The organism is Kosakonia sp. R1.Fl (genome assembly GCF_023516815.1).
Classification (GTDB): Bacteria; Pseudomonadota; Gammaproteobacteria; order Enterobacterales; family Enterobacteriaceae; genus Kosakonia.
The window spans coordinates 1,783,662-1,808,946 of the sequence record NZ_JAMGSQ010000001.1 but is presented as its reverse complement, the minus strand read 5'-3'; the positions used below and the strand labels follow the sequence as shown (position 1 = coordinate 1,808,946).

Below are 25,285 nucleotides of genomic sequence, written 5' to 3'. Positions count from 1 at the left end.
TTACCCTCTCCCCGGCGGGGAGAGGGTTTTTGCGACTCAGTAACCCATGTTTTTCTTTTTCTCTAACTCCTCTTTCGCCGTATCCGGCAGATAGAGCGTCGATTTGGTAATGGTCAACTTCGGCGGCATGGTGCCATCTTTTTTGTATTTCTCCAGCGCGTCGAACGCCGGGCCTGCCATATTTGGCGTCAGCTCAACGCTGGCATTCGCTTCGCCGTCGATCATCGCTTTGTAGATATCCGGTACACCGTCAATAGAACCAGTGAGAATGTCTTTACCCGGTTTCAGACCCGCTTCTTTGATGGCCTGAATAGCGCCGATCGCCATGTCATCGTTGTGGGCGTAAACCATGCAGATGTTTTTGCCGTTGTTTTCCGCCTTGATAAAGCTCTCCATCACCTCTTTACCTTTACTGCGGGTAAAGTCGCCAGACTGAGAACGGATAATTTTGATGTTAGAGGCTTTCGAAATGGCTTCAGCAAACCCTTTCTTACGGTCGATCGCCACGCTCGCACCCACGGTGCCTTGCAGCTCAACAACGTTACACGGTTTGCCATCGACCGTTTTCACCAGCCAGTCACCAATCAGCTTGCCTTCAAGAATGTTGTCGGCGGTCACCGTGGTCATGTAGAGCGATTTGTCTTTGACATCGATGGAGCGGTCGAGCAAGAACACCGGGATTTTGGCGTCTTTGGCTTCTTTCAACACCGGCTCCCAGCCTGTTGCCACCACCGGCGCGATAAAGATGGCGTCAACACCCTGGGCGATGAACGAGCGTACCGCTTTGATTTGGTTTTCCTGCTTCTGCTGGGCGTCAGCAATCTTCAGCGTAATGCCGCGCTTGCTGGCTTCGCTTTTAGCGACGTTGGTTTCAGCGGCTCGCCAGCCGGATTCAGATCCGACCTGCGAAAATCCTACGGTTAACGGGGCGGCCATTGCCATAGACGACATGGCTGCCGAAACTGCTGTGACAAGAAGTAAGCGCTTCCACATAAGAGCATCCTCGAGGGTTATTGTTGGCTACAACTTCACCTGCGGGAAAACTATAGACAATCGAGGATGTAACAGAATGCGTTACATCACAAATCGGAAAAGTGAATGAATTGTTGATGACCAGTTGCGATCTGGCGCGCGAAAAGCGCGGTTTTAATTCACCTCATTTATCCATTGAAATTGCAGAAATTTACTACGTATGGATTAGAACGAAATTTCGCTGTAATCGGTTACACAAATTTATTGATGATGCTGCTATGGTTATGGATAAAACGGTCAAAAATGGGTGTCAGAAAGCGTCTGAAAAAGTGTGAGGAAGTTAAAACAGCCCAAGACATTCACCGCCAGTTGGCTATAATACCCGGCACTTGTTTGCCACACATTTTAAAGGAAACAAACATGAGCTTACTGAACGTCCCGGCGGGTAAAGATCTGCCAGAAGATATCTACGTTGTTATCGAAATTCCGGCTAACGCTGACCCGATCAAATACGAAGTCGACAAAGAGAGCGGCGCGCTGTTCGTAGACCGTTTCATGTCCACCGCGATGTTCTATCCGTGCAACTACGGTTATATCAACCACACCCTTTCGCTGGATGGTGACCCGGTAGACGTACTGGTGCCGACGCCGTACCCGCTGGAGCCAGGCTCTGTGATCCGCTGCCGTCCGGTTGGCGTGCTGAAAATGACCGACGAGTCTGGTGAAGATGCCAAACTGGTTGCCGTACCGCACACCAAACTGAGCAAAGAGTACGATCACATTAAAGATGTGAACGACCTGCCGGAACTGCTGAAAGCGCAGATCACTCACTTCTTCGAGCACTACAAAGATCTCGAAAAAGGCAAATGGGTGAAAGTAGACGGCTGGGACAACGCTGAAGCTGCTAAAGCAGAAATCGTTGCCTCTTTCGAGCGCGCAGCGAAGAAGTAATCCTTTTAGTGAAAAAAGCCCCGGTGCGCGTAATGCGACCGGGGCTTTTTTTCGCCCTGGTTTTGTGAGCTGTCGGGTTAGTGACTCCTGATCCAGGCGACGAAATGGCAGAGAGCGGATAAGCAGAGCGCGCGTTGGCACTTTTACGCTGGCCGTGCTTTATGCCGCCAGGCAGAGAACGCCAGCACAATAACCGTGCTCAGCACCCGCTCCGGGTGGAAATAGTCATGAGTGATATTCACGCTCACACCTGGCGGTATTTGCGGTGCCAGCAGGAATTTATGCCCGGCGACAAGCAGGCTAAACAGCGCCACGTTACCCAGAGCCGCCCCCAGGCTTCTTACCACAATCCGCTGCGCGGAAAAACGCTGCCGGGCATTTTGTCGTAGCATCAAAACCAGTATCAGCAAGCCAGAAAAAGCGAACAGCAGACCGTTAATCAGCGTCGCCAGCATAGCGGCGGAAACAGAGGTCGTTACCAGCCCGGCACGCCCCCAGAAAAAGTGGAGGAAAGGGTAATAAGTGAGGTAGCCAAAACTAAACAGACCCGCCAGCAGCAGCGCTGCGGCAACTACCCAGGCTGTCTTACGTAACATGTTTCTCGTCCTTATTCTGCTGCAAAGAAAAACCGCGCCAGCGGCGCGGTTCTCTAAGCGTGATTACTTCTGGTACTGCTCGCGGTCGAGCCAGTTACCGCTCTCGATCAAGGTTTTTCCCTCAACCGAACGCTGGTAAACATACATCCAGGCGCTGCCATAAGGCGTCTGGATCAACTGGCGTTTATACTCACCGCCCGCGGTGCGCAGAGCGTCCAGCTCACCGAGCGTTGCTGCGTCGATGCGATAAACTTCGCCCTTGACGCTTCCTTCACCGGCTACTGCGCCGGGATAGTGCCCCAGACTATACAGCTGATGATTTTCGACACAAAAGTCCCCCAGCCACTGAGCATTGGTCATCCAGTGGCTGTTGCCCTGCTTGCGTCGTAAACTGCCGTAGACAAATATTCGCATTGCTAAAACTCAAACTGATAGAGCAAATCTAGTGCCTGATCTACGCCAGACACCGCTTCAAGATACAGCTTAGGCATCAGGCGATAACGTAACGTGAGAGTCGCCAGTGAGTCAAAAATTCCTACACCATATTTTACTTGTAGACCCGGTAGCACATAGCCGCTGACCACCACCTGCGAGGAGTCGCCGACGCCCTGGGTGTCCAGCGCCAGATTGCTGACGCCAAAAGTCTCGCCGATTTTACCCACAACCTGACCACTTTGTGCAACCCCTAAGCCAATCAGCATCGATGTCATCGCCGCACTGTCGCTCTGTTCGCTCTCCAGCCCCTGGCCACGAAGCAGGTACGAGAGCGCTTCTTGTTGCGACATCGCCGGATCGGAGAAGATCTCCGCTTTCGGCTCATCGGCGGTGCCGGTGACGCGAACCCCGGCAATCACATCGTTTTCTGTCGATTCCGGGTTACGAATCGCTTCGATATTCAGCATCGGTTGATCCGGCGGCCCGGAGAACAGCAGCTCGCCTTTGCGCACCAGCAAATCCTGGCCGTAAGCATGGAAACGCCCTTCCGGGATGTTGATCTGCCCGTTCAGGCCCAGCCCCTGCTTATCCTGCGCCACTTTCAGATCGCCCGTCAGCCGCGCTTTCAGGCCGAATGCATCGAGCCGCACGTTGTTGCCGACATGCACCGTCAGGTTGCTGTTGATCGGAATCGACGCGCTTTTTGGCTGCTCAGGCTGCAAGTCGTTATTCAGCATCACTTCATCACTGGAGACGCCGACCGCGCTTTCCGGTAAGTCATGCACCACAATGCGCGCCCACGGCACATCCACGTTGCCATCCAGCGTAAACAGGCTTGGCGTCGCTTCGAATACCACATCCGGCGAGACATCCAGGCGCACCATCGGCGGCACGGTAATGCGCACTTTGCTGCCTTTCGCCGCCACGCGCGCGCGCCAGTTATCAATCTGGCTCCAGTCGGCATCGCCGCTCAGGTTGATCTGCCCCTGCCCGGTACGCACCACGCCCTGCAAGGTCGAACTCATGCCGTTGAAATTCATCGCCAGCTGGCTGGGTTGCATATCAAACGGCATAAAGTTGCCGTCAATGTCCAGCCCGTTCAGCCCCAGTTGCCCGAAGAGCTGCGGGCTTTGCACGTTGCCGCCAAGACGTAAACTGGCATTCAACGTACCTGCCGCTTTCTCGCCCCGGCTGAAAATGGCATTCGCCATCGCCAGCGAGAAGTTGCGAATATTCACGTTGCCGCCCAGATTACGCCGCCCTTGCGGATCGGTTACCTGCACCTGGCCATCGAACTGGCCGTTATTGGTCAGGCGGATCAACCAGCCGAGATCGGCCCGGTTATCGCGCAGTTTTGCGTTGAGATTGAGGGTATCAAACGCGAGCGGCAGCGGCGCGTCGTTCACCACCTGCGTCACTTTCACGCCGCGCCCGGAGAGCGTCACTTCCCCCTGTGGTAGCCCCGCTTTGGTGGTGTCCCAGCTGACATCCGCTTTACCGCTGAACACGCCGCTTGCTTGCGTGGTTTCCGGCATAAAGGGCTTCAGCATCGCCAGGTCGAAGCGGTTCAGGTTCACGACCGCGCGCCCTTCTGCGCCTGCATCGATGGTTTGCGGAATGCAGAGTTCGGCGTTCGGGTTCAGCCAGCAGTGCGGGCCGATAGCGATTTTCTGCTCCTGATTGCGGTAATCCAGCGTTACCGGGCGGTTAATCGACCACGGCCCAACCGGCGTGGCAAAGCGCGTATCGCTCAGTGTCCCTTTCCAGTGCTGTTGCTCGCGGTCAAAACTGCCTGCCAGATTAAGCTGGCCGGAAACCGGCTCGCCCTGCACGCGCAACTGGAGTTTATGCTGTTGCTCATTGCCCTCCGCCGCCAGGGTCACCAGGCTCAGGTTCACGCCAGGCTGGGCAATGCGTTCCACGCGCACGTTCAGTTTGCCGCCAATCTGGTCGCTGGATTTCACATCGCCTTCCACGCGCACGCGAGCTACAGAAAGTTCCTGCCAGCGCAGGTTATTGGCGGTAATATCCGCCAGCGCCTGCGGCGCATCCACCGTACCGCGAATTTTCACCAGCCCTTTCGCCGTGCCGCCTAGCCCTGGCAGTGCATTATTCAGCCCCGGCGCATCAATCGTGGCATCAAGGTTGAGATCTTTAACCCCCAGCTCGCCTTTAATATCGGCGCTGTTTTTTCCCAGTTCCAGGTGCAGGCCGGGGATCGTCCACTGCAAATAGCTGTTGCCTTTTAGCTGCCCGTCAACGTTGACCTTGTTCTGCTTCACGTTGCCGCTCAGTTTCAGCTCCGGCACCTCCATTTGCCAGCTGCCGCCATACAGGCTGCCGCGCGTTTTGATCAGGCCATTCAGTTTTGACGGCCACTCCGGGAAGGCTTTTGCGGTATCGATATCTTTCAGCGTTAATTCACCGCGCCAGCTAATCGCTTGTTGCCAGTCGAGCAGCGCTTTTAATTCGGTTTTGCCTTCCAGCGCCGCAATCACCAGTTTATCGAGGTTTAGTTGCTGTTCGTTGCCCTTACCATCAAGCGTAATGGTCGCAGGCGGTAGATCCTGGCCTTTCACCGCCGTGCGAAACGCCAGCGTATAGTCGGTCATTTTGCCGGTGAGTTTCAGATTCAGGTCATCGGCCTGGTACTGTTTTTCCCCGCTAAACGGCCAGTAAAGCTGCTTGCTGGTTATCTGCAGATCCAGCGGCAAACCGGCTTCGGCCAGTTGCGTTTGCGCCCGCAGATCCATGTCGACCGGCCCGGAGAGATTGACGCCAACCTCGAGTTGCTTACGCATTTCGCCGCCGACTTTCAGTTTCACTTTCTCGCCTTTCAGCGGATCGATATTCAGCGTGGTATTGAGCGTAATATCCACCGGCAAGGTATCGCGCAACTGGGCGCTACCGGTGGCGCGCACCTGGCCCTGATTAGAATCCACATCCAGCGCGTCGAGCTTCATCTGCCCGTCGATACTGCTCACTTTCAGCAACAGGCTGCGCACCAGAATGTCGGTATCGCCGGTAAGACGCAGTTGTTCGCCGCGAAACGCTTCAATGTTGAGATTGAGCGGCAGGTGAACATCGGTCATTTCCGGCAGCAGCGGCTTTTCAAACAGCGCTTTTAGGGTTTCGCCGAGCGGTTTTTCCTGCGGCTGCGGGTTCTGGATTTTCGGTTCAACGACCTCTTTTTGCGCCACATCGGCCACTTTCGGCAGCGCAATCAGCAGCCCTTGTAGCGATGTCGGTTTCAACGTCAGGTTTTTCTCCTGCCAGTTCAGACCGGTGGTGAAATCCATTACCGAGACGGTAGTGTCGTCGATCTTGATATTTACATTGTTGAGCGCCACCCGGCTAAGCGTTATCGGGTATGGCGTAGAAAGGTTCAGCGGCCCGCTCTCTTCCTCTTTTACCGGTGCGGCGGGCGGCATTTTTTTGCTGTCGATAACGACATTGATATCTTTCAACGACAGATAGTTCACGCACAGGCTGCTGTCACGCAGGCAGCCGAGCTTCACCGCCAGGTGTACTTCGCCCGCGTTCACCGCCACGCCCGGCTGGGTAAAACGGATATTTTTTAACGTCAGATCGCGCCAGCCGCCGGTCACCTGGCTAATTTCCAGCCCCGGCACCCAGCGGTTGGCCGCGTTAAATAACAGATGCAGCCCGCTGGTAGTGCCCACCAGAAAGACCACGGTGCCCAGCACCAGCAGGATAAACACCAGGACGCCGAGGCTGATTTTCTTCCATAAACTCATAATTCCGGCCCCAACCCGATGTAAAACTGTAATCCGTGTTCTTCTTTATCGCCGACCGGTACGGCGAAATCGAGCTTGATAGGCCCGACCGGCGACTCCCAGCGCACGCCAACACCCGCGCCGGTTTTCACATTACTGCGGCGGATATCGCTCACCGCTTCGCCGCTATCGACAAACGCCGCGCCCCACCATTTACCGGTGACGTTGTACTGATACTCCAGTGAACCGGTCGCCAGTTTGGAGGCACCAATCAGCTTGCCGCTGTCATTTTTAGGCGCGATAGATTTGTATTTGTAGCCGCGAATACTGCGATCGCCCCCGGCGAAGAAGCGCAGATCCGGCGGTACGCGATCAAAATCGCCGGTTTCGATCCAACCCAGATTGCCGCGCGCCACAAAACGGTGGCGATCGTAAAGGGTGCGGATCCAGACGTTTTGCGCCTGCAATACCAGGAAGTCGACATCCGATCCCCAGGCGGTATTCGAATAGTCTACCGAGTAGCGCTGCGAATCCCCCCAGGTTGGCATCAGGCCGCCGCGCGAGCGGGTACGGCTGATCATCACGCCAGGGTAAAGCAGCATAGTGGTGTTGGTCACGTTCGCCTGGGTAAAGTGATCGAGGCTCCAGCGCAGGTTAATAGCGCGCTGCCAGCCGCTGGAGAGATCCCAGTAGCGCGACAGCGCGAGCGTGGTGGAATCCGCTTCGGTATCGTTCAGATCGGTACGCTTAAAGCCGCCCTGCACCAGGTAATATTGTTCAAGCGGGTTTTTCAGCAGCGGCATCTTGTAACTGAAATCGAGCTGCTGTTCCGGCGCGGAGATACTGGTGCTGGTGGTCAGGCTGTGACCGTAGGAGTTCATCCACGGCTTTTTCCATGTTGCTTTGACGCGCGGCCCGACGTCGGTCGAGTAGCCCACCCCGGTTTCAATGGTATTTTCCGTGCGCGGTGACACCACACCTTTAAGCGGCAACACTTTGGTTTTACGCGCTTTATCAAACTCTGGCGCGACAACGACCGAATTAAACCAGCCGGTGGCTGACAGGCGGCGGTTTAGCTCTGCCAGATCCTGCGTCTGGTAATAATCCCCTTCGTGGAAGGGCACCAGGTTTTGCAGGTATTCGTCGCGGATTTGCGAGCCTTCAAACGTCACCGTACCAAAGCGGTAACGCTGACCGCTGTCATAATCGATATCCCAGAACGCCTGGCGGCGCTCAAGGGCAATGCCAAGCTGGCTTTTAAGGAACTGACTGTCGAAGTAGCCTTTACGCAGCGCCACGCTGGTGAGCGATTTTTTGAAATTGTCGTAATCGTTATGGTGCAACACCGTGCCGATAGCGGGGCGTTTTTTGAGTAAGTCGAGGTAATCACTGTCCGTACGCGCGCCACCACGCAGGATCACGCTATTGCCGCCAATGCGCACCGGTTCACCGGCCTGCACGCGCGCAATCAGCACCTGACGCCCTTTCGCCGGCGGCGGCCGCAGTTCGAAATCAATGGTGGGTTCGTAGTAGCCTAAGGCTTTTAACCCTTCGCGGATGGCGTCATCCACGCGCGCCTGAAAACGGCGGTCCGGGGTCACTTCATCACTTTCAATGGTGGACAACTGGGCGCGCACGTTTTTTTGCAGCTCCCCGGTTAGCCCCTCCAGCTGCAATCGCACATTGGCGGCGAAAGCCGTTTCGCCCACCAGCAGTAAAGCGGCAAAACATAACAGACGGATCTTTGGCACGTTCTCTCCTGAATATCCTTGTTCCCACCCCTGGAAGGAAACGTAAGCGCAGCTCCGCGCTGAGCCAGGTTTTGCCTTACGACAGAACACAAGTCGATAAAAACCCGTTAACACAGGTTGAAAAACAGACGACTACCCCAAAATTTCTTATGTTTAAATCTAGTCTGATTTATGGCGTTTATTGTGTTAAAACACAGGCCGCAACACAACCCTAACCGCAATTAGCCCCTCCGGGAGGTATCACCGTGAGTCTGTTCGATAAAAAAGAGCTTGTTTCCCAATCAGATGCATTGCCCGGACGCAATACACCAATGCCCGTTGCCAGTTTACATGCTGTTAACGAGCATTCAATGAGTCATGTTCCGGAAGGGATGGAGATCGCCCTGTTCGCCATGGGCTGTTTCTGGGGCGTGGAACGCCTGTTCTGGCAGTTAGACGGAGTTTATAGCACGGCTGCTGGCTATACCGGCGGCTACACGCCGAACCCGACCTACCGCGAAGTCTGCTCCGGTCTGACCGGCCACGCGGAAGCGGTGCGTGTGGTATACGACCCGAACGTGGTGAGTTATGAAAAACTGCTGCAGGTTTTCTGGGAAAACCACGATCCGGCGCAGGGCATGCGCCAGGGCAATGATTCTGGCACCCAGTATCGTTCCGGGATTTACCCGCTGACGCCAGAGCAAAGCGACGCCGCACAAGCCAGCCTTGCGCGCTTCCAGCAAGCGATGCGCAGCGCAGGCGACGCGCGCCAGGTGACCACGGAAATTAAACCTGCGACACCGTTCTATTACGCGGAAGATGAGCATCAGCAATATTTGTATAAAAACCCGCACGGCTACTGCGGTATCGGTGGCATTGGCGTTTGTTTGCCACCGCAGCTTAACCCTTAAAAAATCACGGGTTTTATCGCCGAAAAACGGCGCAAATTAAGCCTCTGGCAGCCTGCGACAGGCTTACGCTATACTACCCCTCGAAATTGCCGGTCCACCGCTTCGGGCCGGCTTTCATTAGTGTTTACCACATGGATATTCAAAAACCCCTTCCGAGGATCCGGTTAATAGCTGGATAAATTATGTTAAACAGTATCTTAGTCATACTCTGTCTGATCGCGGTAAGTGCGTTTTTCTCGTTGTCCGAGATCTCACTCGCCGCATCGCGAAAAATTAAGCTCAAACTGCTGGCCGATGAAGGCAATATCAACGCGCAACGCATTTTAAAAATGCAGGAAACGCCTGGTATGTTCTTTACGGTGGTGCAAATCGGTCTTAACGCCGTTGCCATTCTTGGCGGTATCGTCGGCGACGCGGCATTTTCCCCCGTTTTTCACGGCCTGCTGATCAATGTCGTTTCACCGGAGCTTGCCGAACAACTTAGCTTTATTATCTCTTTCTCGCTGGTGACCGGGTTGTTCATCCTGTTTGCCGATCTCACCCCGAAACGCATCGGTATGATTGCGCCTGAAGCCGTGGCTTTGCGTATCATCAACCCGATGCGCTTCTGCTTATTTGTTTTCCGCCCGCTGGTCTGGTTTTTCAACGGCCTGGCCAACGTCATTTTCCGCATTTTCAAACTGCCGATGGCGCGTAAAGATGACATCACTTCTGACGATATTTACGCGGTGGTGGAAGCCGGTGCGTTAGCCGGGGTGTTGCGTAAGCAGGAGCACGAACTGATTGAGAACGTGTTTGAACTGGAATCGCGCACCGTGCCGTCATCCATGACCTCGCGCGAAAACGTCATTTGGTTTGATCTACATGAAGATGAACAGAGCCTGAAAAAGAAAGTGTCGGAACATCCGCACTCGAAGTTTCTGGTCTGTAACGATGATATCGACCACATTGTCGGCTATGTCGATTCCAAAGATCTGCTCAACCGCGTACTGGCAAACCAGAGCATGGCGCTGAATAGCGGCGTGCAGATCCGCAATACGTTGATTGTTCCGGATACGTTAACGCTCTCTGAAGCGCTGGAAAGTTTCAAAACCGCGGGCGAAGACTTCGCGGTGATCATGAACGAATACGCGCTGGTGGTGGGCGTTATCACCCTTAACGATGTAATGACGACGTTGATGGGCGATCTGGTCGGTCAGGTGGAAGAGATGATCGTCGCACGTGATGAAAACTCGTGGCTGATTGACGGCGGCACACCGATTGATGACGTGATGCGCGTACTGGATATCGATGAATTCCCGCAGTCCGGTAACTACGAAACCATCGGCGGCTTTATGATGTTTATGCTGCGTAAAATCCCGAAACGCACCGATGCGGTGAAGTTTTCCGGCTACAAATTCGAAGTGGTGGACATTGATAACTACCGCATCGATCAGTTGCTGGTGACCCGTATCGACACCCGCGCTGCGGTGTTGACGCCGAAGCTGCCGGACGCCGAAGGTAAAGGCGCGGCGTAATCTGTCGCAGAAATGTCAACGGCCCCTTTGGGGCCGTTTTTTTATCGTATTTAAACTACTGCATAGCACAGCTGTTAAGCCATCTCGGTCTGCAAACGCAGCACCTGACGGTTAACTTCAGACATAACAGACAAATGCTGTTTGTCTTTCACTTTCGGGATCAGGATTTTGCCCTTATCGAACTCGAAAGCGCCAACGTCCTTGATATACAACCGTCCACGAAACAGGATTTTTACGTACTTAGCCACCTGAAGTGGGTTGTAACGCTGGAAAATTTTCATTCTTGTATCTCCTGTGAAACATTACGCTCTTGCGGTTCCACAATCGGACCAACGTAGGTGAGCGCAAATTTTAATGCTCAATGACTATAGTTCAGAACCTAACCCATACATAGTGTGAATAACTTTATTTACCTTTTGATGACAATTATTCAGAATATTCTTTTCAACACCTTACTCTGCGCAGTATAAGCCCACATTTTTTCACGGTTATGTGCGTTCACCCGCAAACTGGCATCCAGATTGCGGGAAAAACGCATTGATCGCATTTATGATTAAAACGCGAGCCCAAGTGGTCGGATCACCTGCACAAACACAAGAGATAATAAGGAAACGCCATGACCCTACGTAACATCCTGGCAGCGACATGCCTGTTACTGCCGCTGGTTGCTTCAGCCCACAACTTTGAAAACAACCAACGCGTGCCGCCTGTGGGCATAGCCGACAGAGGGGAGTTGATACTGGATAACGATAAGTTTAGCTATAAAAAATGGAATAGCGCTCAACTTCCAGGCAAAGTGCGAGTGGTGCAGCATATTGCTGGTCGAACCTCGGCAAAAGAGAAGAATGCCGCGCTGATTGAAGCGATCAAATCCGCAAAGCTGCCGCACGATAAATACCAAACCACCACCATCGTTAACACCGATGACGCCATTCCCGGTAGCGCGATGTTTGTGCGCAGCAGTATCGAAAGCAATAAGAAGCTCTATCCGTGGTCACAATTTATTGTGGATAGCGAAGGCGTGACGCGCAAAGCCTGGAAGCTGGACGAGGAGAGCTCGGCGATTGTGGTGCTGGATAAAGACGGGCGCGTACAGTACGCAAAAGATGGCGGGCTGAGCCAGCAAGAGGTGCAGCAAGTCATTGACCTGCTACACAAGTTGCTTAATCAGTAGAGCGAAACCCGAAAGCCGGGATTAAGGAAGGATTCACGCGGGGTGTAATCCAGTGTGCGCCCCTGCCAGTCGTGAACATGTGCCCCGGCGGCGACCGCCACAGCATGGCCTGCCGCCGTGTCCCAGACGCTGGTTGGCCCAAAGCGCGGGTAAAGCTGCGCTTTGCCTTCTGCCACCAGGCAAAACTTCAGCGAAGAGCCAATGGCGGTGGTCTGGTGTTCACCAAGATGCTGTAAATACTCTTTCAGTTCATCGTCCGCATGTGAGCGGCTCACCACTACCAGCGGCGGACGCGCATCGCGTACCTGAATCTGTTGATGATGCCCCGCTTCGTCTTTCCACGCTTTCCCTTCTGCGGCGGAATACATCACTTTCAGTACCGGTGCGTAAACCACGCCAAGCACCGGTTTTCCGTTCTCAATCAGGGCGATATTGACGGTAAACTCGCCGTTACGCTTGATGAACTCTTTGGTGCCGTCCAGCGGATCCACCAGCCAGTAACGTCCCCATGTCTGGCGAACTTCCCAGGAGGGCGGATCTTCTTCTGACAGCACCGGAATGTCCGGCGTCAACGCCTGTAAACCGCGCACAATCACCCCGTGTGCGGCAATATCGGCAGCCGTCACCGGTGAGTCATCCACTTTACTGGTGACCTCCATCGGCTTATGCCCATCGTAAACCTGCATAATGGCATCGCCCGCTTCGCGCGCGAGCTGGCAAATTGCATCTAACATTTTCCACCTCTTCTGTTCAGTGGTTTGTAACTCATTGTTTTACTTATATCGTATTGCGGCGGAATCTGCCATCTGTGATAGCGATTGCGTTTTCTTTGCGCGCTTTTATGGCAGTATTCACAATTCTGTAAGCAACAAAATGTACATAACACTTTCTTTTGTGGCTTAGATCGAAAAAGGATGCCTCTGATGATTAAGTTTAGTGCAACGCTTCTGGCCACGCTGATTGCGGCCAGCGTGCAGGCTGCAACGGTGGATTTACGTATTCTGGAAACCACTGATTTGCATAGCAACATGATGGATTTTGATTACTACAAAGACACGGCGACGGAAAAATTCGGCCTGGTGCGCACCGCAAGCCTGATTAACGCCGCGCGAAATGAAGTCAAAAACAGCGTGCTGGTGGATAATGGCGACTTAATCCAGGGCAGCCCGTTGGGCGATTATATGGCGGCGAAAGGGCTGAAAGCTGGGGAGGTTCACCCGGTGTATAAAGCGATGAACACCCTTGATTACGCCATCGGCAACCTGGGCAACCACGAATTTAACTACGGTCTGGATTACCTGCACAAGGCGCTGGCTGGCGCAAAATTCCCGTATGTGAACGCCAATATCATCGACGCGAAAAGCAAAAAGCCGCTGTTCACGCCTTACTTAATCAAAGAGACGCCGGTCACCGACAGCGAAGGCAAAACGCACACGCTGCGCATCGGTTATATCGGCTTTGTGCCGCCGCAAATCATGGTCTGGGATAAAGCCAACCTGAGCGGCAAAGTGACGGTGAACGACATCACCGAAACCGCGCGTAAATATGTGCCGGAAATGCGCGACAAAGGGGCCGATCTGGTGGTCGTGGTCGCACACTCCGGGCTGTCGGCCGAGCCGTACCAGGCGATGGCGGAAAACTCCGTTTATTACCTCAGCGAAGTGCCAGGCGTTGATGCGATCCTGTTTGGTCACGCTCACGCTGTTTTCCCGGGTAAAGATTTCGCGGCGATAAAAGGCGCGGATATCCAGAAAGGAACGTTGAACGGTATTCCGTCCGTGATGCCGGGCATGTGGGGCGATCATCTTGGCGTGGTCGATCTGGTGCTGAACAATGATTCTGGCAAATGGCAGGTGCGCGAATCCAAAGCCGAAGCGCGCCCGATTTATGACGCGGCGGCGAAAAAAGCCCTCGTTGGCGAGGACAGCAAGCTGGTGCAGATCCTGAAACACGATCACGACGCCACCCGCGAGTTTGTCAGCAAACCGATCGGCAAATCTGCCGACAACATGTACAGCTACCTGGCGCTGGTGCAGGACGATCCGACCGTGCAGGTGGTGAACAATGCGCAGAAAGCCTATGTCGAACACTTTATTCAGGGCGATCCGGATCTGGCGAAACTGCCGGTGCTTTCCGCTGCCGCGCCGTTTAAAGTGGGTGGTCGCAAAAACGATCCCGCCAGTTATGTCGAAGTGGAAAAAGGCCAGTTAACCTTCCGCAATGCCGCCGATTTGTACCTCTACCCGAACACGCTGGTGGTAGTGAAAGCGACCGGTAAAGAGGTAAAAGAGTGGCTGGAGTGCTCCGCCGGTCAGTTTAACCAGATCGATCCGCACAGCGACAAGCCACAAAGCCTGATCAACTGGGACGGTTTCCGCACCTATAACTTCGATGTGATCGATGGTGTGAACTACCAGATTGATGTCACGCAACCGGCGCGCTACGACGGCGAATGCCAGAGCGTTAACCCGCAGGCGGAACGCATTAAGAATCTGACCTTTAACGGCAAGCCGATTGATCCGAACGCCGTGTTCCTTGTGGCGACCAATAACTACCGCGCCTACGGCGGCAAGTTTGCCGGTACGGGCGACAGCCATATCGCTTTTGCCTCGCCGGATGAAAACCGCGCGGTGCTGGCGAAATGGATAAGCGATGAAACCAAACAGAAAGGGGAAATCCATCCGGCTGCCGACAACAACTGGCAACTGGCACCGATCCACAGCGACGCGAAGCTGGATATTCGTTTTGAAACCGCACCCACGGACAAAGCCGCCGCGTTTATCAAAGAGAAAGCTCGCTACCCGATGGCGAAAGTCGCCAATGACGATATCGGCTTTGCTATCTATAACATCCAGCTAAACAAATAATTATTCAACCAACGCCTGCTGGCCTTCCCGTTCATCGCGGAAGGCCAGTACCTGCTCGATATTCAGCTCGATCCAGTCGGCAAGCGCCGCGACCTTCTCGCTGACCTGCTCACCCAGCGGGGTCAGGCTATATTCAACATGCGGCGGAACGACGGGATACGACACGCGGTTAATAAAACCATCCTGCTCCAGCCATTGCAGACTCTGCGCCAGCATCTTTTCACTGACGCCGCCCATTTTGCGGCGCAAATCGCTAAAACGGTGAGTGCCCTCGCGTAGCGCCACCAGAATCAGCACGCCCCAGCGGCTGGTGACGTGTTTCAGAACATCCCGCGAGGGACACTGCTCGGCGAACAGATTGCCGTCGCGCATTTGTTCACTCAATGTTTGCGGTCGGGATTGCGTTTTCATACTTACCTTTTTGTACGTACTTACTAAAAGTTAGTGAAGGTGTTAGCGTACCACAACACTCACCGAACACCGAAGGAGAATACTCATGATCGCACTCACCGGCGCGACCGGCCAACTGGGCCAGTTTGTGGTAGAAGCACTGCTGAAAACCGTGGCGGCAAAAGAAATTGTCGCTATCGTTCGTAACCCGGCGAAAGCCGAAGCGCTCAGCAAACAAGGCGTACTGGTGCGCCAGGCCGATTATGGCGACCAGGCCGCGTTAACCCAGGCGTTAGCAGGCGTGAACAAGCTGCTGCTGATCTCCAGTAGCGAAGTCGGCCAGCGCGCCGCGCAACACCGCAATGTGATAAACGCCGCCAAAGCCGCCGGGGTGAAATTCATTGCTTACACCAGCCTGCTGCACGCGGATAAATCCCCGCTTGGCCTGCACGTTGAACACGTTGAAACCGAGAACATGCTCGCCGATTCCGGTATTCCTTACACCCTGCTGCGTAACGGCTGGTATAGCGAAAACTACCTGGCAAGCGCACCAGCGGCGCTGGCGCACGGGGTATTTATTGGCGCCGCCGGTGACGGCAAAATCGCCTCTGCTACCCGCGCTGATTACGCAGCCGCCGCCGCGCGCGTAATAAGCGAAGAAGGGCATGCGGGCAAAGTGTATGAACTGGCCGGTGATCACGGCTGGACGCTCACTGAACTGGCCGCGCTGCTCAGCAAAGCCAGCGGTAAAAACGTGGTCTACCAGAACCTGAGCGAAGCCGATTTCGCCGCCGCGCTGAAAGGTGCTGGCCTGCCGGACTGGCTCGCCACCATGCTGGCGGATTCCGATGCGGGTGCCGCCAAAGGTGGCCTGTTTGATGACAGTAAAACGCTCAGCAAATTGATTGGACGCCCGACCACGTCGATTGAAAAGAGCGTCAACGACCTCCTGTAAAGGTTACAAAGTGGTTAATTTTTGTAGCCTCCCGCCGGGTCATCCCTAATAATGAAGGGATGACCCGTGTGGAGAGAGACCGTGGAAGGCGTACCCGAACAGTTTACTGACGAGCGAGATTGCGCGCGCTTTCGCCACCTGGCGTTACTGCCGGGGGTGGAGCTGTACCACGCGCATATTTCGCGTTACGCCTTTGAGCCGCACACTCATGAAGCGTTTGGTATTGGCGCTATCGAAGCCGGTGCCGAACGCTTTCGTTATCGCGGTACGCAGTATGTCGCGCCGATGCATTCCGTGGTCACCATGAACCCTGACGAGCTGCACACCGGCGAGGCGGAAACCGCCGACGGCTGGCGCTATCGCATGGTTTACCTTGAGCCAGATCTGCTGGAAGAAGTGACCGGGATCCGCCACTGGTGGTTTCGCGATGTCATGCGTCACGATCCGCTGCGCACCCGGCAGATCTGCGCACAGATCCATGGCTTGTGGCACACCGACGATCCGCTGGCGCAACAGGGGATTTTGCTGGATCTCATCGATACCTTCCGCCCGCTGGCGCACCACGCGCCGCAGCGTCCGGAAGGCGCGCACCGGTTTGCGCGCGTGCGCGATTACCTGCATGACAACTATATGCACAGCCTGACGCTCGACGAGCTGGCGAAAGTCGCGGCGCTCAGCCCGTACCATTTTCAACGCCAGTTCAAGGCGCATTTTCATGTCACTCCGCACCAGATGCTGATGGCGATCCGCCTGTGGCGCGCCAAATCGTTTCTGACTCAGGGCATGCCCGCCGCCGATGTCGCCGCCGTTACCGGCCTCACCGATCAATCACACCTCACCCGCGCGTTTACACACCGCTACGGCATCACGCCGGTGCGTTACCAAAAGCAGGTTACGCGCCGTTAATGCGCAATCTCATACAATATTCCCGCCCGTCGCTCTCCTACACTGTCCGCTGCCGATGTAAACGCAGGTGGAATAATGATTAGTGGTGTGTTGTATGCCCTGCTCGCCGGGCTATTTTGGGGGCTTATTTTTGTCGGGCCGTTGATCGTGCCGGATTATCCGGCAGCGCTGCAATCCACCGGGCGCTATCTGGCGCTGGGGATTATTGCCCTGCCACTGGCGTGGCTCGGTCGCGCGCGTTTGCGCCAACTTACGCGCAGCGATTGGTTCACAGCCTTATGGCTGACGATCATGGGCAACCTTGTCTATTACGTCTGCCTGGCAAGCGCCATTCAGCGTACGGGCGCGCCGGTGTCGACGATGATTATCGCCACGCTGCCGGTGGTGATCCCGGTGTGCGCTAACCTGCTCTATAGCCAGCGTGACGGCAAACTCGCATGGCGGCGGCTGGCTCCCGCGCTACTCTGCATTGCGCTTGGGTTAGGCTGCGTCAATATCGCCGAGCTGCGCCACGGGCTGCCGAATTTCAGCGGCTGGCGCTACGGTTCCGGTATTGTGCTGGCTTTCACCTCGGTCGCCTGTTGGGCCTGGTATGCGCTGCGCAATGCCCGCTGGCTGCGGGAAAACCCGGACAAAAACCCGATGATGTGGGCCACGGCACAAGCGCTGGTGACGCTACCGGTGTCACTGGTGGGCTATATTGCGGCGTGCCTGTGGCTTGGTGTTCAGCAACCGGATTTCACCCTGCCCTTCGGCCCGCGTCCGCTGGTGTTTATTACGCTGATGTTCACCATTGCGGTGCTCTGCTCGTGGGTGGGCGCGTTGTGCTGGAACATTGCCAGCCAGCGCTTACCGACGGTGATTGTCGGCCCGTTGATTGTCTTTGAAACCCTGGCCGGACTGCTCTATACCTTTGTGCTGCGCCAAAGCCTGCCGCCGCTGCTCACCGTCTGCGGTATTGTCTTGCTGGTCGGCGGCGTGTTGATGGCGGTACTGTCGAAGCCGGAAAAAGCCAGCATCACCGCACTGAGGACCGAATAAACAGCCGCATTCGTAGTGCTTTCTCGCCGACATGCGGCGTGAAAATCAGGCGTCGGCCCGTTCGGTAAGAGTGAATGCCACACAATCAGGCATAGCCACTCTGTGCCTCCCCCGCTTGTGATTTTCAATGGGCATAAAAAACCCGGCATATGCCGGGTTTCGGGAGAGCGACGCAACCGTTATCAGAACGTTTCCCAGTTGGCTTCGCTGAAGCTTTCCGTCGCTTTGGCCTGCGGTTTGCTGACTGGCGTGACTAACGCCGGACGGCGTGCGCTGCGCGTACGGTTGACCTTGAATACCGCCACGGTTTCAGTCAAGCGCGCGGCCTGCTCTTCCAGTGCTGCAGCGGCAGCCGCAGACTCTTCTACCAGCGAGGCGTTCTGCTGGGTAACGCGGTCCATCTCGGCAACGGCCTGGCCTACCTGATCGATACCACGACTCTGCTCGTCAGACGCAGACGAGATTTCGCCCATGATGTCGGTCACGCGCGTGACGGCGCTGACGATTTCAGCCATGGTTTCCCCGGCTTCATGCACCAGGGCGGCACCCGCATTGACACGATTACCGGAGTCTTCAATCAGCCCTTTAATCTCTTTTGCTGCCTGCGCACTGCGCTGCGCCAGGGTACGCACTTCACCCGCCACCACGGCAAAGCCTCGGCCCTGTTCGCCCGCGCGCGCCGCTTCAACGGCGGCGTTCAGCGCCAGGATGTTGGTCTGGAAGGCGATACCGTCAATCACGTTGGTGATCTGCGCAATTTTGCTGGAACTGGTGGCAATCTCATCCATGGTGCGCACCACGCCATCTACCACTTCCCCACCTTTCTTCGCGGTACCGGACGCGTTCAGCGCCAGTTGCGTTGCCTGACGGGCGTTGTCGGCATTCTGTTTCACCGTGGCGGTGAGCTGCTCCATGCTGGCGGCGGTCTCTTCCAGCGACGCGGCTTGCTGCTCGGTGCGTGAAGAGAGATCGTTACTGCCGGCGGAAATTTCACCCGCGCCGGTGTAAATGGTATCGGCGCCGTCGCGCACTACGCTGACGGTTTTCACCAGCGACTGCTGCATTTCCTGCACATTCTGCGCCAGCAGCGCCATTTCGTTTTTGCCTTCGGCATCAATGTCATGCGTCAAATCGCCGCTTGCGATGTGGCGGATATGGCTCATCACCTCATGCAACGGCTTCAGCAGAACGCGCTGCATCGCAACCCAGCTCATAACGATCACCGCCAGCACGACCAGCATCACGGTGCCGAGGATCCACAGAATACGCTGGTAATCGCGTTCATTCTGGACGATCCCTTCACTCGCCAGTACGGTTTGCGCATCGCGCCACGCGCGATAGCTCTTCTGCATGGCAACCTGTTTCGCTTCGGCGTTCTGGCGGAACATATCTTCCAGATTCCCGGCGAGCAGCAGGCGGTTCATCTCTGTCAGTGTCGCATGGTAGATGCCGTATTGCGTTTCCAGATCTTTCGACAGCGCTTTATCCAGCCCTGGCGTGTCCGGAATGGTTTTGTACTTCTCGAAATGCTGTTGCGCCTGGTTCAGCAAGTTGGTGGCCGTTTGCGCCAGTTCATTAAGCTGACCGCCATTAATCTGGCTGGCAGTGCTGCTTTGTAGACGCAGCATGCCGCGGTTCAGCGTCACACGCGCCTGGTTGAGGCTGATCCAGGCATCGGTAAATTCGGAAACGTTCTGGCTGGAAACCTGGGAAACGTTGAAGTTGTTTTTATCGTTATTAAGCGCACTGATGAACACGCCAGCGGAGATCAGCTGCATTGCACCAAGCACCAGTAAAACCATGATTAATAAAGTAATAACTTTTATTCTTTTAAACATTGTAAGCCTTTATAGCGTGCAGGATATTGTCTGGAGTCTTGGTATCGGCAGCGAAGCGGAGTTGTTTAATTGTGATGCAGGTCGCAATCCAGTAATTTCCAATAAAAACACCGGTATTCAACATGTTAAATTCGTAAGATTTTTTGTGATGGATATCACAGTTTTTTCGTGTAAGAAAGGAATAAGGCGATTTGCGCCACCCCAAAAGGGGTATATCATCGGCTTAAAGATGCATTTAATATACAACTTATAAATTACACATGAGGTAACTGCTATGGCTTTCCGCGATCAACCCCTGGGTGAGCTGGCGCTCTCTATCCCCCGCGCCTCCGCACTGTTCCGTAAATATGATATGGATTACTGCTGCGGCGGTAAGCAGACGCTGGGACGTTCTGCGGCCCGCAAAGAGCTGGATATTGACGTCATCGAAGCCGAGCTGGCGACGCTTGCCGGGCAGCCGATTGAGAAAGACTGGCGAGTGGCGGGGCTGGCGGAAATCATTGACCACATTATCGTGCGTTACCATGACCGTCACCGCGAACAACTGCCGGAACTGATCCTGCAGGCCACCAAAGTCGAGCGCGTCCACGCCGATAAACCGAACGTGCCGCACGGCTTAACCAAATACCTGACCATGCTGCATGAAGAGCTTTCCAGCCACATGATGAAAGAGGAGCAGATCCTGTTCCCGATGATCAAACAGGGCATGGGTTCACAGGCAATGGGGCCGATAAGCGTAATGGAGAGCGAGCATGATGAAGCGGGCGAACTGCTGGAAGTGATCAAACACATTACCAATAACGTCACCCCGCCGCCGGAAGCCTGCACCACCTGGAAAGCGATGTATAACGGCATCAATACCTTGATTGACGATCTGATGGAACACATCAGCCTGGAAAACAATAATCTGTTCCCGCGTGCCCTCGCTGGCGAATAAATAAAGGCGCCCGAGAGCGCCCTGATTCATGGAAGTTTAGAGCCGCCGCGCGGCTCTTTTTTTATGGCTGGCGGTTAGCCAGACGCTTTTTGCCCGCGTACAGCCAGCCCGCGCCCAGCACCACAAACCACAACGGCGTCACGATCAGCGCCTGGCGGGTATCCGCTTCCAGCGTCAGCAGCACCAGTACAAAGACGAAGAACGCCATGCACACCCAGCACATCAGTTTGCCCAGCGGCATTTTGTAGTTCGACTTTTCATGCAACTGCGGGCGCTGCTTACGGTACACCAGATACGAGCAGAGGATGATCGTCCAGACGAACATAAACAGGATCGCTGATACGGTAGTGATCATGGTGAACGCAGCAATCGCGCTTGGGTTCACGTACAACATCACCACACCGCCCAGCAGGCAGATACAGGAGAAGGTCAGCCCTTTCGCCGGTACCGCGCGTTTAGAGAGCTTAGCGAACGCTTTCGGCGCCACGCCATCCTGCGCCAGGCCGAACAGCATCCGGCTGGTGGAGAAGACGCCGCTGTTGGCAGAAGACGCCGCCGATGTCAGCACTACGAAGTTGATAATGCTCGCCGCCGCCGGAATCCCTACCAGCACGAACAACTCAACAAACGGGCTCTTATCCGCCACCACGGAACTCCACGGTGTCACCGACATGATCACAATCAGCGCGAAAACGTAGAACATAATGATGCGCACCGGGATCGAGTTGATGGCGCGCGGCAGGGATTTCTCCGGATCTTTAGTTTCTGCAGCGGTCGTACCGACCAGTTCAATGCCGACAAAGGCAAATACCGCAATCTGGAAACCGGCAAAGAACCCGCTGATACCTTTCGGGAACCAGCCGCCATCATTCCACAGATGCGAGAAGGAGGCTTCAACGCCGGTCGGGGATTTAAAGTGCATCAGCACCATCACTACCCCCACGATGATCAGCGCGACAATGGCGACGATTTTGATCATCGCAAACCAGAATTCCATCTCGCCGAACATTTTTACCGTCGCGAGATTGAGGCTCAGCAGCACGACGACAACGGCCAGCGCCGCTACCCAATCGGCAAGACCGGGGAACCAGAACTGCGCGTAAGCCGTGATGGCGACGACATCGGCCATACCGGTCACTACCCAGCAAAACCAGTATGTCCAGCCGGTAAAATACCCCGCCCATGGCCCTAACAGGTCGGCGGCGAAGTCGCTAAAGGATTTGTATTCGAGATTCGACAGCAGTAATTCACCCATGGCGCGCATGACGAAAAACAGCATAAAGCCGATGATCATATAGACAAAAATGATCGACGGACCGGCGAGGCTGATGGTTTTCCCGGAGCCCATAAACAGCCCGGTCCCGATGGCGCCGCCAATGGCGATGAGTTGAATATGCCGGTTTGTGAGATTTCGCCGTAGCGACTGTTCAGTCGACGCCTGTTCGTCGGCCACGACTTTAACCTGATCTACCATGTTGTATTCCTGTCTGTGTTGTTGGGGCTCTACTGGCCTTTTTTAGTTGCGTGTTCCACCCTTGTATGGACGCAAAGATATTAGGTAAGAATCGGCGGGATGAATACTCGGAATTAAAAACAATGTTAAATATTTGTTTAAAGTGAGTGTCATATCACTCAGGTAACGCGAAATAGCTCACAAAAATACACCTGATTGCGCCATTTGCAAGATAATCTGTTGGCATTGGTTTTATTAACAAACGATCAGCGCAGTAGGTGTAGCCCCTTCCCTGACGGGAAGAGGCATTCATGCGGGGAATTACAGAATTTCCAGCAGTTCCACTTCAAATACCAGCGTGCTGAACGGCGGAATAGACGCGCCAGCGCCGCGCTCGCCGTATGCGAGGTTGTGCGGAATCGTCAGTTCCCATTTGGAACCCACCGGCATCAGTGTCAGGGCTTCGATCCAGCCAGCAATCACGCCGTTAACCGGGAATTCAGCCGGTTCGCCGCGTGCAACGGAGCTGTCGAACACGCTGCCGTCAATCAGTTTACCGGTGTAGTGCACACGTACGCGGTCAGTACGCGCCGGGATAGCGCCTTCGCCCTGGGTGATAACGCGGAATTGCAGACCGGATTCGGTGCTGTTCACGCCTTCACGCTCGCGGTTTTCTTCCAGATATTTCACGCCTTCCGCCGCCATCTCTTCGAAACGGGAACGACGCACAGCGTCGGCACGCTCGTGGATTTCACGCAGCGCGCGGTGAACAACATCTACCGGAACAGCGGGTTGTTTGCCTTCCAGTGCATCAGCGATGCCTGCGACCAGCGCTTCCGGTAACAGCCCCTCTAACCCGGATTCGCTCAGCTGCTGTCCTACCTGCAAACCAATGCCGTAGCTGGCTTGCGCTTCGATCGTGTCAAAAGTTGGGGTTGTCATGGATTTTCCTTTCATCGCTTTTTAAGGTAGCGCGCAGCATAACAGCCGCGCTGCACCGGGTAAAACTTTGTCGCAGGAAAGATGACAAATCGCAGGGAAAGGGAAAGAATACAGCAAGTAAGATTTATCCCGAATTGCGCTCACAAAATGCAGCTTTTTGTCGACTTTCAGGCAGTTAAAAACGGCGTACGCCGCGGTGGCGGGATAAAGTGTATATACTCAACGAGACAGGACACTAAATGACGCGGAGCAGGAGGAAAGCCATGCCCGGGCGATTTGAACTGAAACCTACCCTGGTGAAAATCTGGCAAGCCCCGGACCATTTTCGCCTGATGGATCCGCTCCCGCCATTGCACCGTCGCGGCCTGATCCTCGCGGCTTTGCTGGTGGTTATCGGTTTTCTGTTACCGTCAACGGACGACAGCAACCGTTCCACAGCGCCAACCGGTGCTCGCGAAGCGCAACTCAATCTTCCCACCGCTTCACAGTCGCAACCTTCCACAACGGAACCCACACCGCCGCAGGTGGTGAGCGAGCCGCAGCAGACCGCGCCGAGTGCGGAAGCGTCCATGCAACAGCAAGAACCCGTCGAGCAACAGCAACCGCGCCAGCATGTAGCGCAGAACACGCTGCCCTCTTCCAGCGGTATCGAGCAGCAGTGGCGCGCTTACCGCGTTGAAGAGGGGAAAACGCTGGCGCAACTGTTTCGCGATCACAATCTGCCGCCAACCGATGTCTATGCGATGGCCAAAGTGGAAGGTGACGGTAAACCGCTGAGCACCCTGCAAAGCGGCCAGATGGTGAAAATTCGCCAGAACGCCAACGGCGTAGTAACAGGGCTGACCATCGAGACCGGCGGCCAGCCGGTGTTGTTTACCCGCCAGCCGGACGGCAGCTTTATCCGCGCGCGTTAATCTACTGTGCCGGGTACACGTTACCCGGCTCGTTTATTGACCCACCAGATCCCTGAGCAGACCAGCACCAGTGCGACCGCGTATTTGATATCAAGAATATTTTCACCGAGGAAAATGGCGGAGAGCACCGTACCGGCAACCGGTATCACGAAATTGAACGGCGCAATCATACTCACGCGATTCACTTTCAACAGCATGCTCCACAGAGCGAACGCCACCGACGACAAAAGCGTAAGATAGCCGAGAATTGCCACTGCGCTGAGGCTATGCACCTCCAGCGTTCCCCCCGACAGATAGCCGCCAATCAGCAGCGCAACGCCGCCGATAGCCAACTGCCAGCCGGTCATCACCGTGGGATCTACTGTCTGGGAAATGCGTTTGCCATACAGCGTGGCGGCAGAAAGGATAAACGCCGCCAGCACAATGAAACCGTCGCCGTTCCAGACAAAAACAAAGTCACGCATACCGCTGTGGAAGTTCACCAGCATGACGCCGGCAAAGCCCAGAATGCAGCCGAGGCTTTTGTTGTAGCTGAGCTTGTCGTTTTGATAGATGAAATGCGCCAACAGCACGCTAAAGAAGGTGCCGGTCGCATTCATGATCGACCCGTTTACGCCAGTGGTATAAGCAAGACCGATATAGAAGAAGGTGTATTGCAGAGTCGTTTGCGTTAACCCGAGCACCGTCAGTTGCCCAAACTGCGTAGCCGATAACCTGCCAATCGGTTTACGCTGCGCCAGGGCGAACAGCAGCAGCAATACGCCTGCAAACAGGAAACGGTAACCGGCAAATACCACCTTTGACGGGATATCGTCGGTGGCGATGTGAAAGAGTTCGTAGCCATTTTTAATGGCCGGGTAGGAACTACCCCAGAGCAGACAACAGAGCGTGGCGCAGGCGTAAGCCACCTTTCGGCGGGCAAAAACGGACGCGTGCAGAGCGGTTTCCATGACAAATCTCAAAGATAAAATTGCGTTTCAATTATTACCTGAGGATGCGTCAGAATGCGAGATTAAACA

The 25,285-nt window shown here is 55.0% G+C and carries 23 protein-coding genes; 11 read left to right on the top strand and 12 right to left on the bottom strand.

Annotated elements, in window-relative coordinates:
- Window positions 1–36: 36 nt before the first annotated feature.
- On the bottom strand, window positions 37–993 hold the full coding sequence (gene ytfQ, locus M8Q36_RS08435) for a galactofuranose ABC transporter substrate-binding protein YtfQ (RefSeq protein WP_017459125.1): 957 nt from the start codon (window positions 991–993) through the stop codon (window positions 37–39).
- Between the two features lie 116 nt (window positions 994–1,109).
- Between ytfQ and M8Q36_RS08430 the strand changes: the two genes are divergently transcribed.
- Complete coding sequence (locus M8Q36_RS08430) at window positions 1,110–1,307, top strand: hypothetical protein (protein WP_249880580.1); 198 nt, start codon at window positions 1,110–1,112, stop codon at window positions 1,305–1,307.
- Between the two features lie 85 nt (window positions 1,308–1,392).
- Window positions 1,393–1,923: an inorganic diphosphatase gene (gene ppa, locus M8Q36_RS08425; RefSeq protein WP_023478348.1), complete on the top strand. Its 531-nt coding sequence runs from the start codon at window positions 1,393–1,395 to the stop codon at window positions 1,921–1,923.
- Between the two features lie 143 nt (window positions 1,924–2,066).
- On the opposite strand, the gene M8Q36_RS08420 is transcribed toward ppa, so the two are convergent.
- From M8Q36_RS08420 to tamA, 4 genes are all read right to left on the bottom strand, one after another.
- Window positions 2,067–2,519 (bottom strand): hypothetical protein, encoded by a 453-nt coding sequence (locus tag M8Q36_RS08420; RefSeq protein WP_249880579.1) that lies wholly within the window; start codon window positions 2,517–2,519, stop codon window positions 2,067–2,069.
- Between the two features lie 63 nt (window positions 2,520–2,582).
- A complete protein-coding gene (locus tag M8Q36_RS08415; RefSeq protein WP_020456270.1) occupies window positions 2,583–2,933 on the bottom strand; it encodes a gamma-glutamylcyclotransferase family protein in 351 nt (116 codons plus the stop codon).
- A 2-nt stretch (window positions 2,934–2,935) separates the two neighbouring features.
- On the bottom strand, window positions 2,936–6,712 hold the full coding sequence (gene tamB, locus M8Q36_RS08410) for an autotransporter assembly complex protein TamB (protein ID WP_249880578.1): 3,777 nt from the start codon (window positions 6,710–6,712) through the stop codon (window positions 2,936–2,938).
- Entirely contained in the window at window positions 6,709–8,442 is a 1,734-nt protein-coding gene (tamA, locus tag M8Q36_RS08405) for an autotransporter assembly complex protein TamA (RefSeq protein WP_200552143.1), read from the bottom strand. The genes tamB and tamA overlap by 4 nt, the downstream gene beginning before the upstream one ends.
- Before the next feature lie 245 nt (window positions 8,443–8,687).
- Between tamA and msrA the strand changes: the two genes are divergently transcribed.
- The gene (gene msrA, locus M8Q36_RS08400; RefSeq protein WP_249880577.1) at window positions 8,688–9,332 is read left to right on the top strand and encodes a peptide-methionine (S)-S-oxide reductase MsrA; all 645 of its coding nucleotides are present in this window, start codon (window positions 8,688–8,690) and stop codon (window positions 9,330–9,332) included.
- A gap of 182 nt (window positions 9,333–9,514) precedes the next feature.
- Window positions 9,515–10,849, top strand: a complete 1,335-nt coding sequence (gene paeA / locus M8Q36_RS08395) for a polyamine export protein PaeA (protein ID WP_017459132.1) — start codon at window positions 9,515–9,517, stop codon at window positions 10,847–10,849.
- A 74-nt stretch (window positions 10,850–10,923) separates the two neighbouring features.
- Here paeA and M8Q36_RS08390 read toward each other — a convergent pair whose 3' ends face one another.
- A complete protein-coding gene (locus tag M8Q36_RS08390; RefSeq protein WP_004857160.1) occupies window positions 10,924–11,130 on the bottom strand; it encodes a DUF1107 domain-containing protein in 207 nt (68 codons plus the stop codon).
- Between the two features lie 335 nt (window positions 11,131–11,465).
- Between M8Q36_RS08390 and M8Q36_RS08385 the strand changes: the two genes are divergently transcribed.
- A complete protein-coding gene (locus tag M8Q36_RS08385) occupies window positions 11,466–12,023 on the top strand; it encodes a YtfJ family protein (protein ID WP_017459133.1) in 558 nt (185 codons plus the stop codon).
- On the opposite strand, the gene cysQ is transcribed toward M8Q36_RS08385, so the two are convergent.
- Window positions 12,017–12,757 (bottom strand): 3'(2'),5'-bisphosphate nucleotidase CysQ, encoded by a 741-nt coding sequence (gene cysQ / locus M8Q36_RS08380; RefSeq protein WP_249880576.1) that lies wholly within the window; start codon window positions 12,755–12,757, stop codon window positions 12,017–12,019. The genes M8Q36_RS08385 and cysQ overlap by 7 nt on opposite strands.
- Before the next feature lie 189 nt (window positions 12,758–12,946).
- On the opposite strand from cysQ, the gene M8Q36_RS08375 reads away from it, so the two are divergent.
- Complete coding sequence (locus tag M8Q36_RS08375; RefSeq protein WP_249880575.1) at window positions 12,947–14,890, top strand: bifunctional 2',3'-cyclic-nucleotide 2'-phosphodiesterase/3'-nucleotidase; 1,944 nt, start codon at window positions 12,947–12,949, stop codon at window positions 14,888–14,890.
- On the opposite strand, the gene M8Q36_RS08370 is transcribed toward M8Q36_RS08375, so the two are convergent.
- Complete coding sequence (locus M8Q36_RS08370) at window positions 14,891–15,301, bottom strand: winged helix-turn-helix transcriptional regulator (RefSeq protein ID WP_249880574.1); 411 nt, start codon at window positions 15,299–15,301, stop codon at window positions 14,891–14,893.
- A gap of 85 nt (window positions 15,302–15,386) precedes the next feature.
- Between M8Q36_RS08370 and M8Q36_RS08365 the strand changes: the two genes are divergently transcribed.
- From M8Q36_RS08365 to M8Q36_RS08355, 3 genes are all read left to right on the top strand, one after another.
- A complete protein-coding gene (locus tag M8Q36_RS08365) occupies window positions 15,387–16,235 on the top strand; it encodes an SDR family oxidoreductase (protein ID WP_249880573.1) in 849 nt (282 codons plus the stop codon).
- 81 nt (window positions 16,236–16,316) lie between these two features.
- Window positions 16,317–17,141: an AraC family transcriptional regulator gene (locus tag M8Q36_RS08360; protein ID WP_249882738.1), complete on the top strand. Its 825-nt coding sequence runs from the start codon at window positions 16,317–16,319 to the stop codon at window positions 17,139–17,141.
- 75 nt (window positions 17,142–17,216) lie between these two features.
- On the top strand, window positions 17,217–18,182 hold the full coding sequence (locus M8Q36_RS08355; protein ID WP_174240612.1) for a DMT family transporter: 966 nt from the start codon (window positions 17,217–17,219) through the stop codon (window positions 18,180–18,182).
- A 182-nt stretch (window positions 18,183–18,364) separates the two neighbouring features.
- Here the strand turns inward: M8Q36_RS08355 and M8Q36_RS08350 are convergent, their stop codons facing one another.
- Window positions 18,365–20,020, bottom strand: coding sequence for a methyl-accepting chemotaxis protein (locus M8Q36_RS08350; protein ID WP_249880572.1), 1,656 nt, complete (start codon window positions 20,018–20,020; stop codon window positions 18,365–18,367).
- Window positions 20,021–20,294: 274 nt separating this feature from the next.
- On the opposite strand from M8Q36_RS08350, the gene ytfE reads away from it, so the two are divergent.
- Window positions 20,295–20,957 (top strand): iron-sulfur cluster repair protein YtfE, encoded by a 663-nt coding sequence (gene ytfE / locus M8Q36_RS08345; protein WP_249880571.1) that lies wholly within the window; start codon window positions 20,295–20,297, stop codon window positions 20,955–20,957.
- A gap of 61 nt (window positions 20,958–21,018) precedes the next feature.
- On the opposite strand, the gene cycA is transcribed toward ytfE, so the two are convergent.
- Both cycA and bamJ read right to left on the bottom strand, forming a co-directional pair.
- The gene (gene cycA / locus M8Q36_RS08340; RefSeq protein WP_020456256.1) at window positions 21,019–22,431 is read right to left on the bottom strand and encodes a D-serine/D-alanine/glycine transporter; all 1,413 of its coding nucleotides are present in this window, start codon (window positions 22,429–22,431) and stop codon (window positions 21,019–21,021) included.
- A 300-nt stretch (window positions 22,432–22,731) separates the two neighbouring features.
- The gene (bamJ, locus tag M8Q36_RS08335; protein ID WP_020456255.1) at window positions 22,732–23,352 is read right to left on the bottom strand and encodes a BamJ family beta-barrel-assembly machinery protein; all 621 of its coding nucleotides are present in this window, start codon (window positions 23,350–23,352) and stop codon (window positions 22,732–22,734) included.
- 263 nt (window positions 23,353–23,615) lie between these two features.
- Here bamJ and M8Q36_RS08330 point away from each other — a divergent pair, with 263 nt between their 5' ends.
- Window positions 23,616–24,266 (top strand): LysM-like peptidoglycan-binding domain-containing protein, encoded by a 651-nt coding sequence (locus M8Q36_RS08330; protein ID WP_249880570.1) that lies wholly within the window; start codon window positions 23,616–23,618, stop codon window positions 24,264–24,266.
- 20 nt (window positions 24,267–24,286) lie between these two features.
- Here M8Q36_RS08330 and M8Q36_RS08325 read toward each other — a convergent pair whose 3' ends face one another.
- The gene (locus M8Q36_RS08325) at window positions 24,287–25,216 is read right to left on the bottom strand and encodes a DMT family transporter (RefSeq protein ID WP_249880569.1); all 930 of its coding nucleotides are present in this window, start codon (window positions 25,214–25,216) and stop codon (window positions 24,287–24,289) included.
- Window positions 25,217–25,285 lie beyond the last annotated feature (69 nt).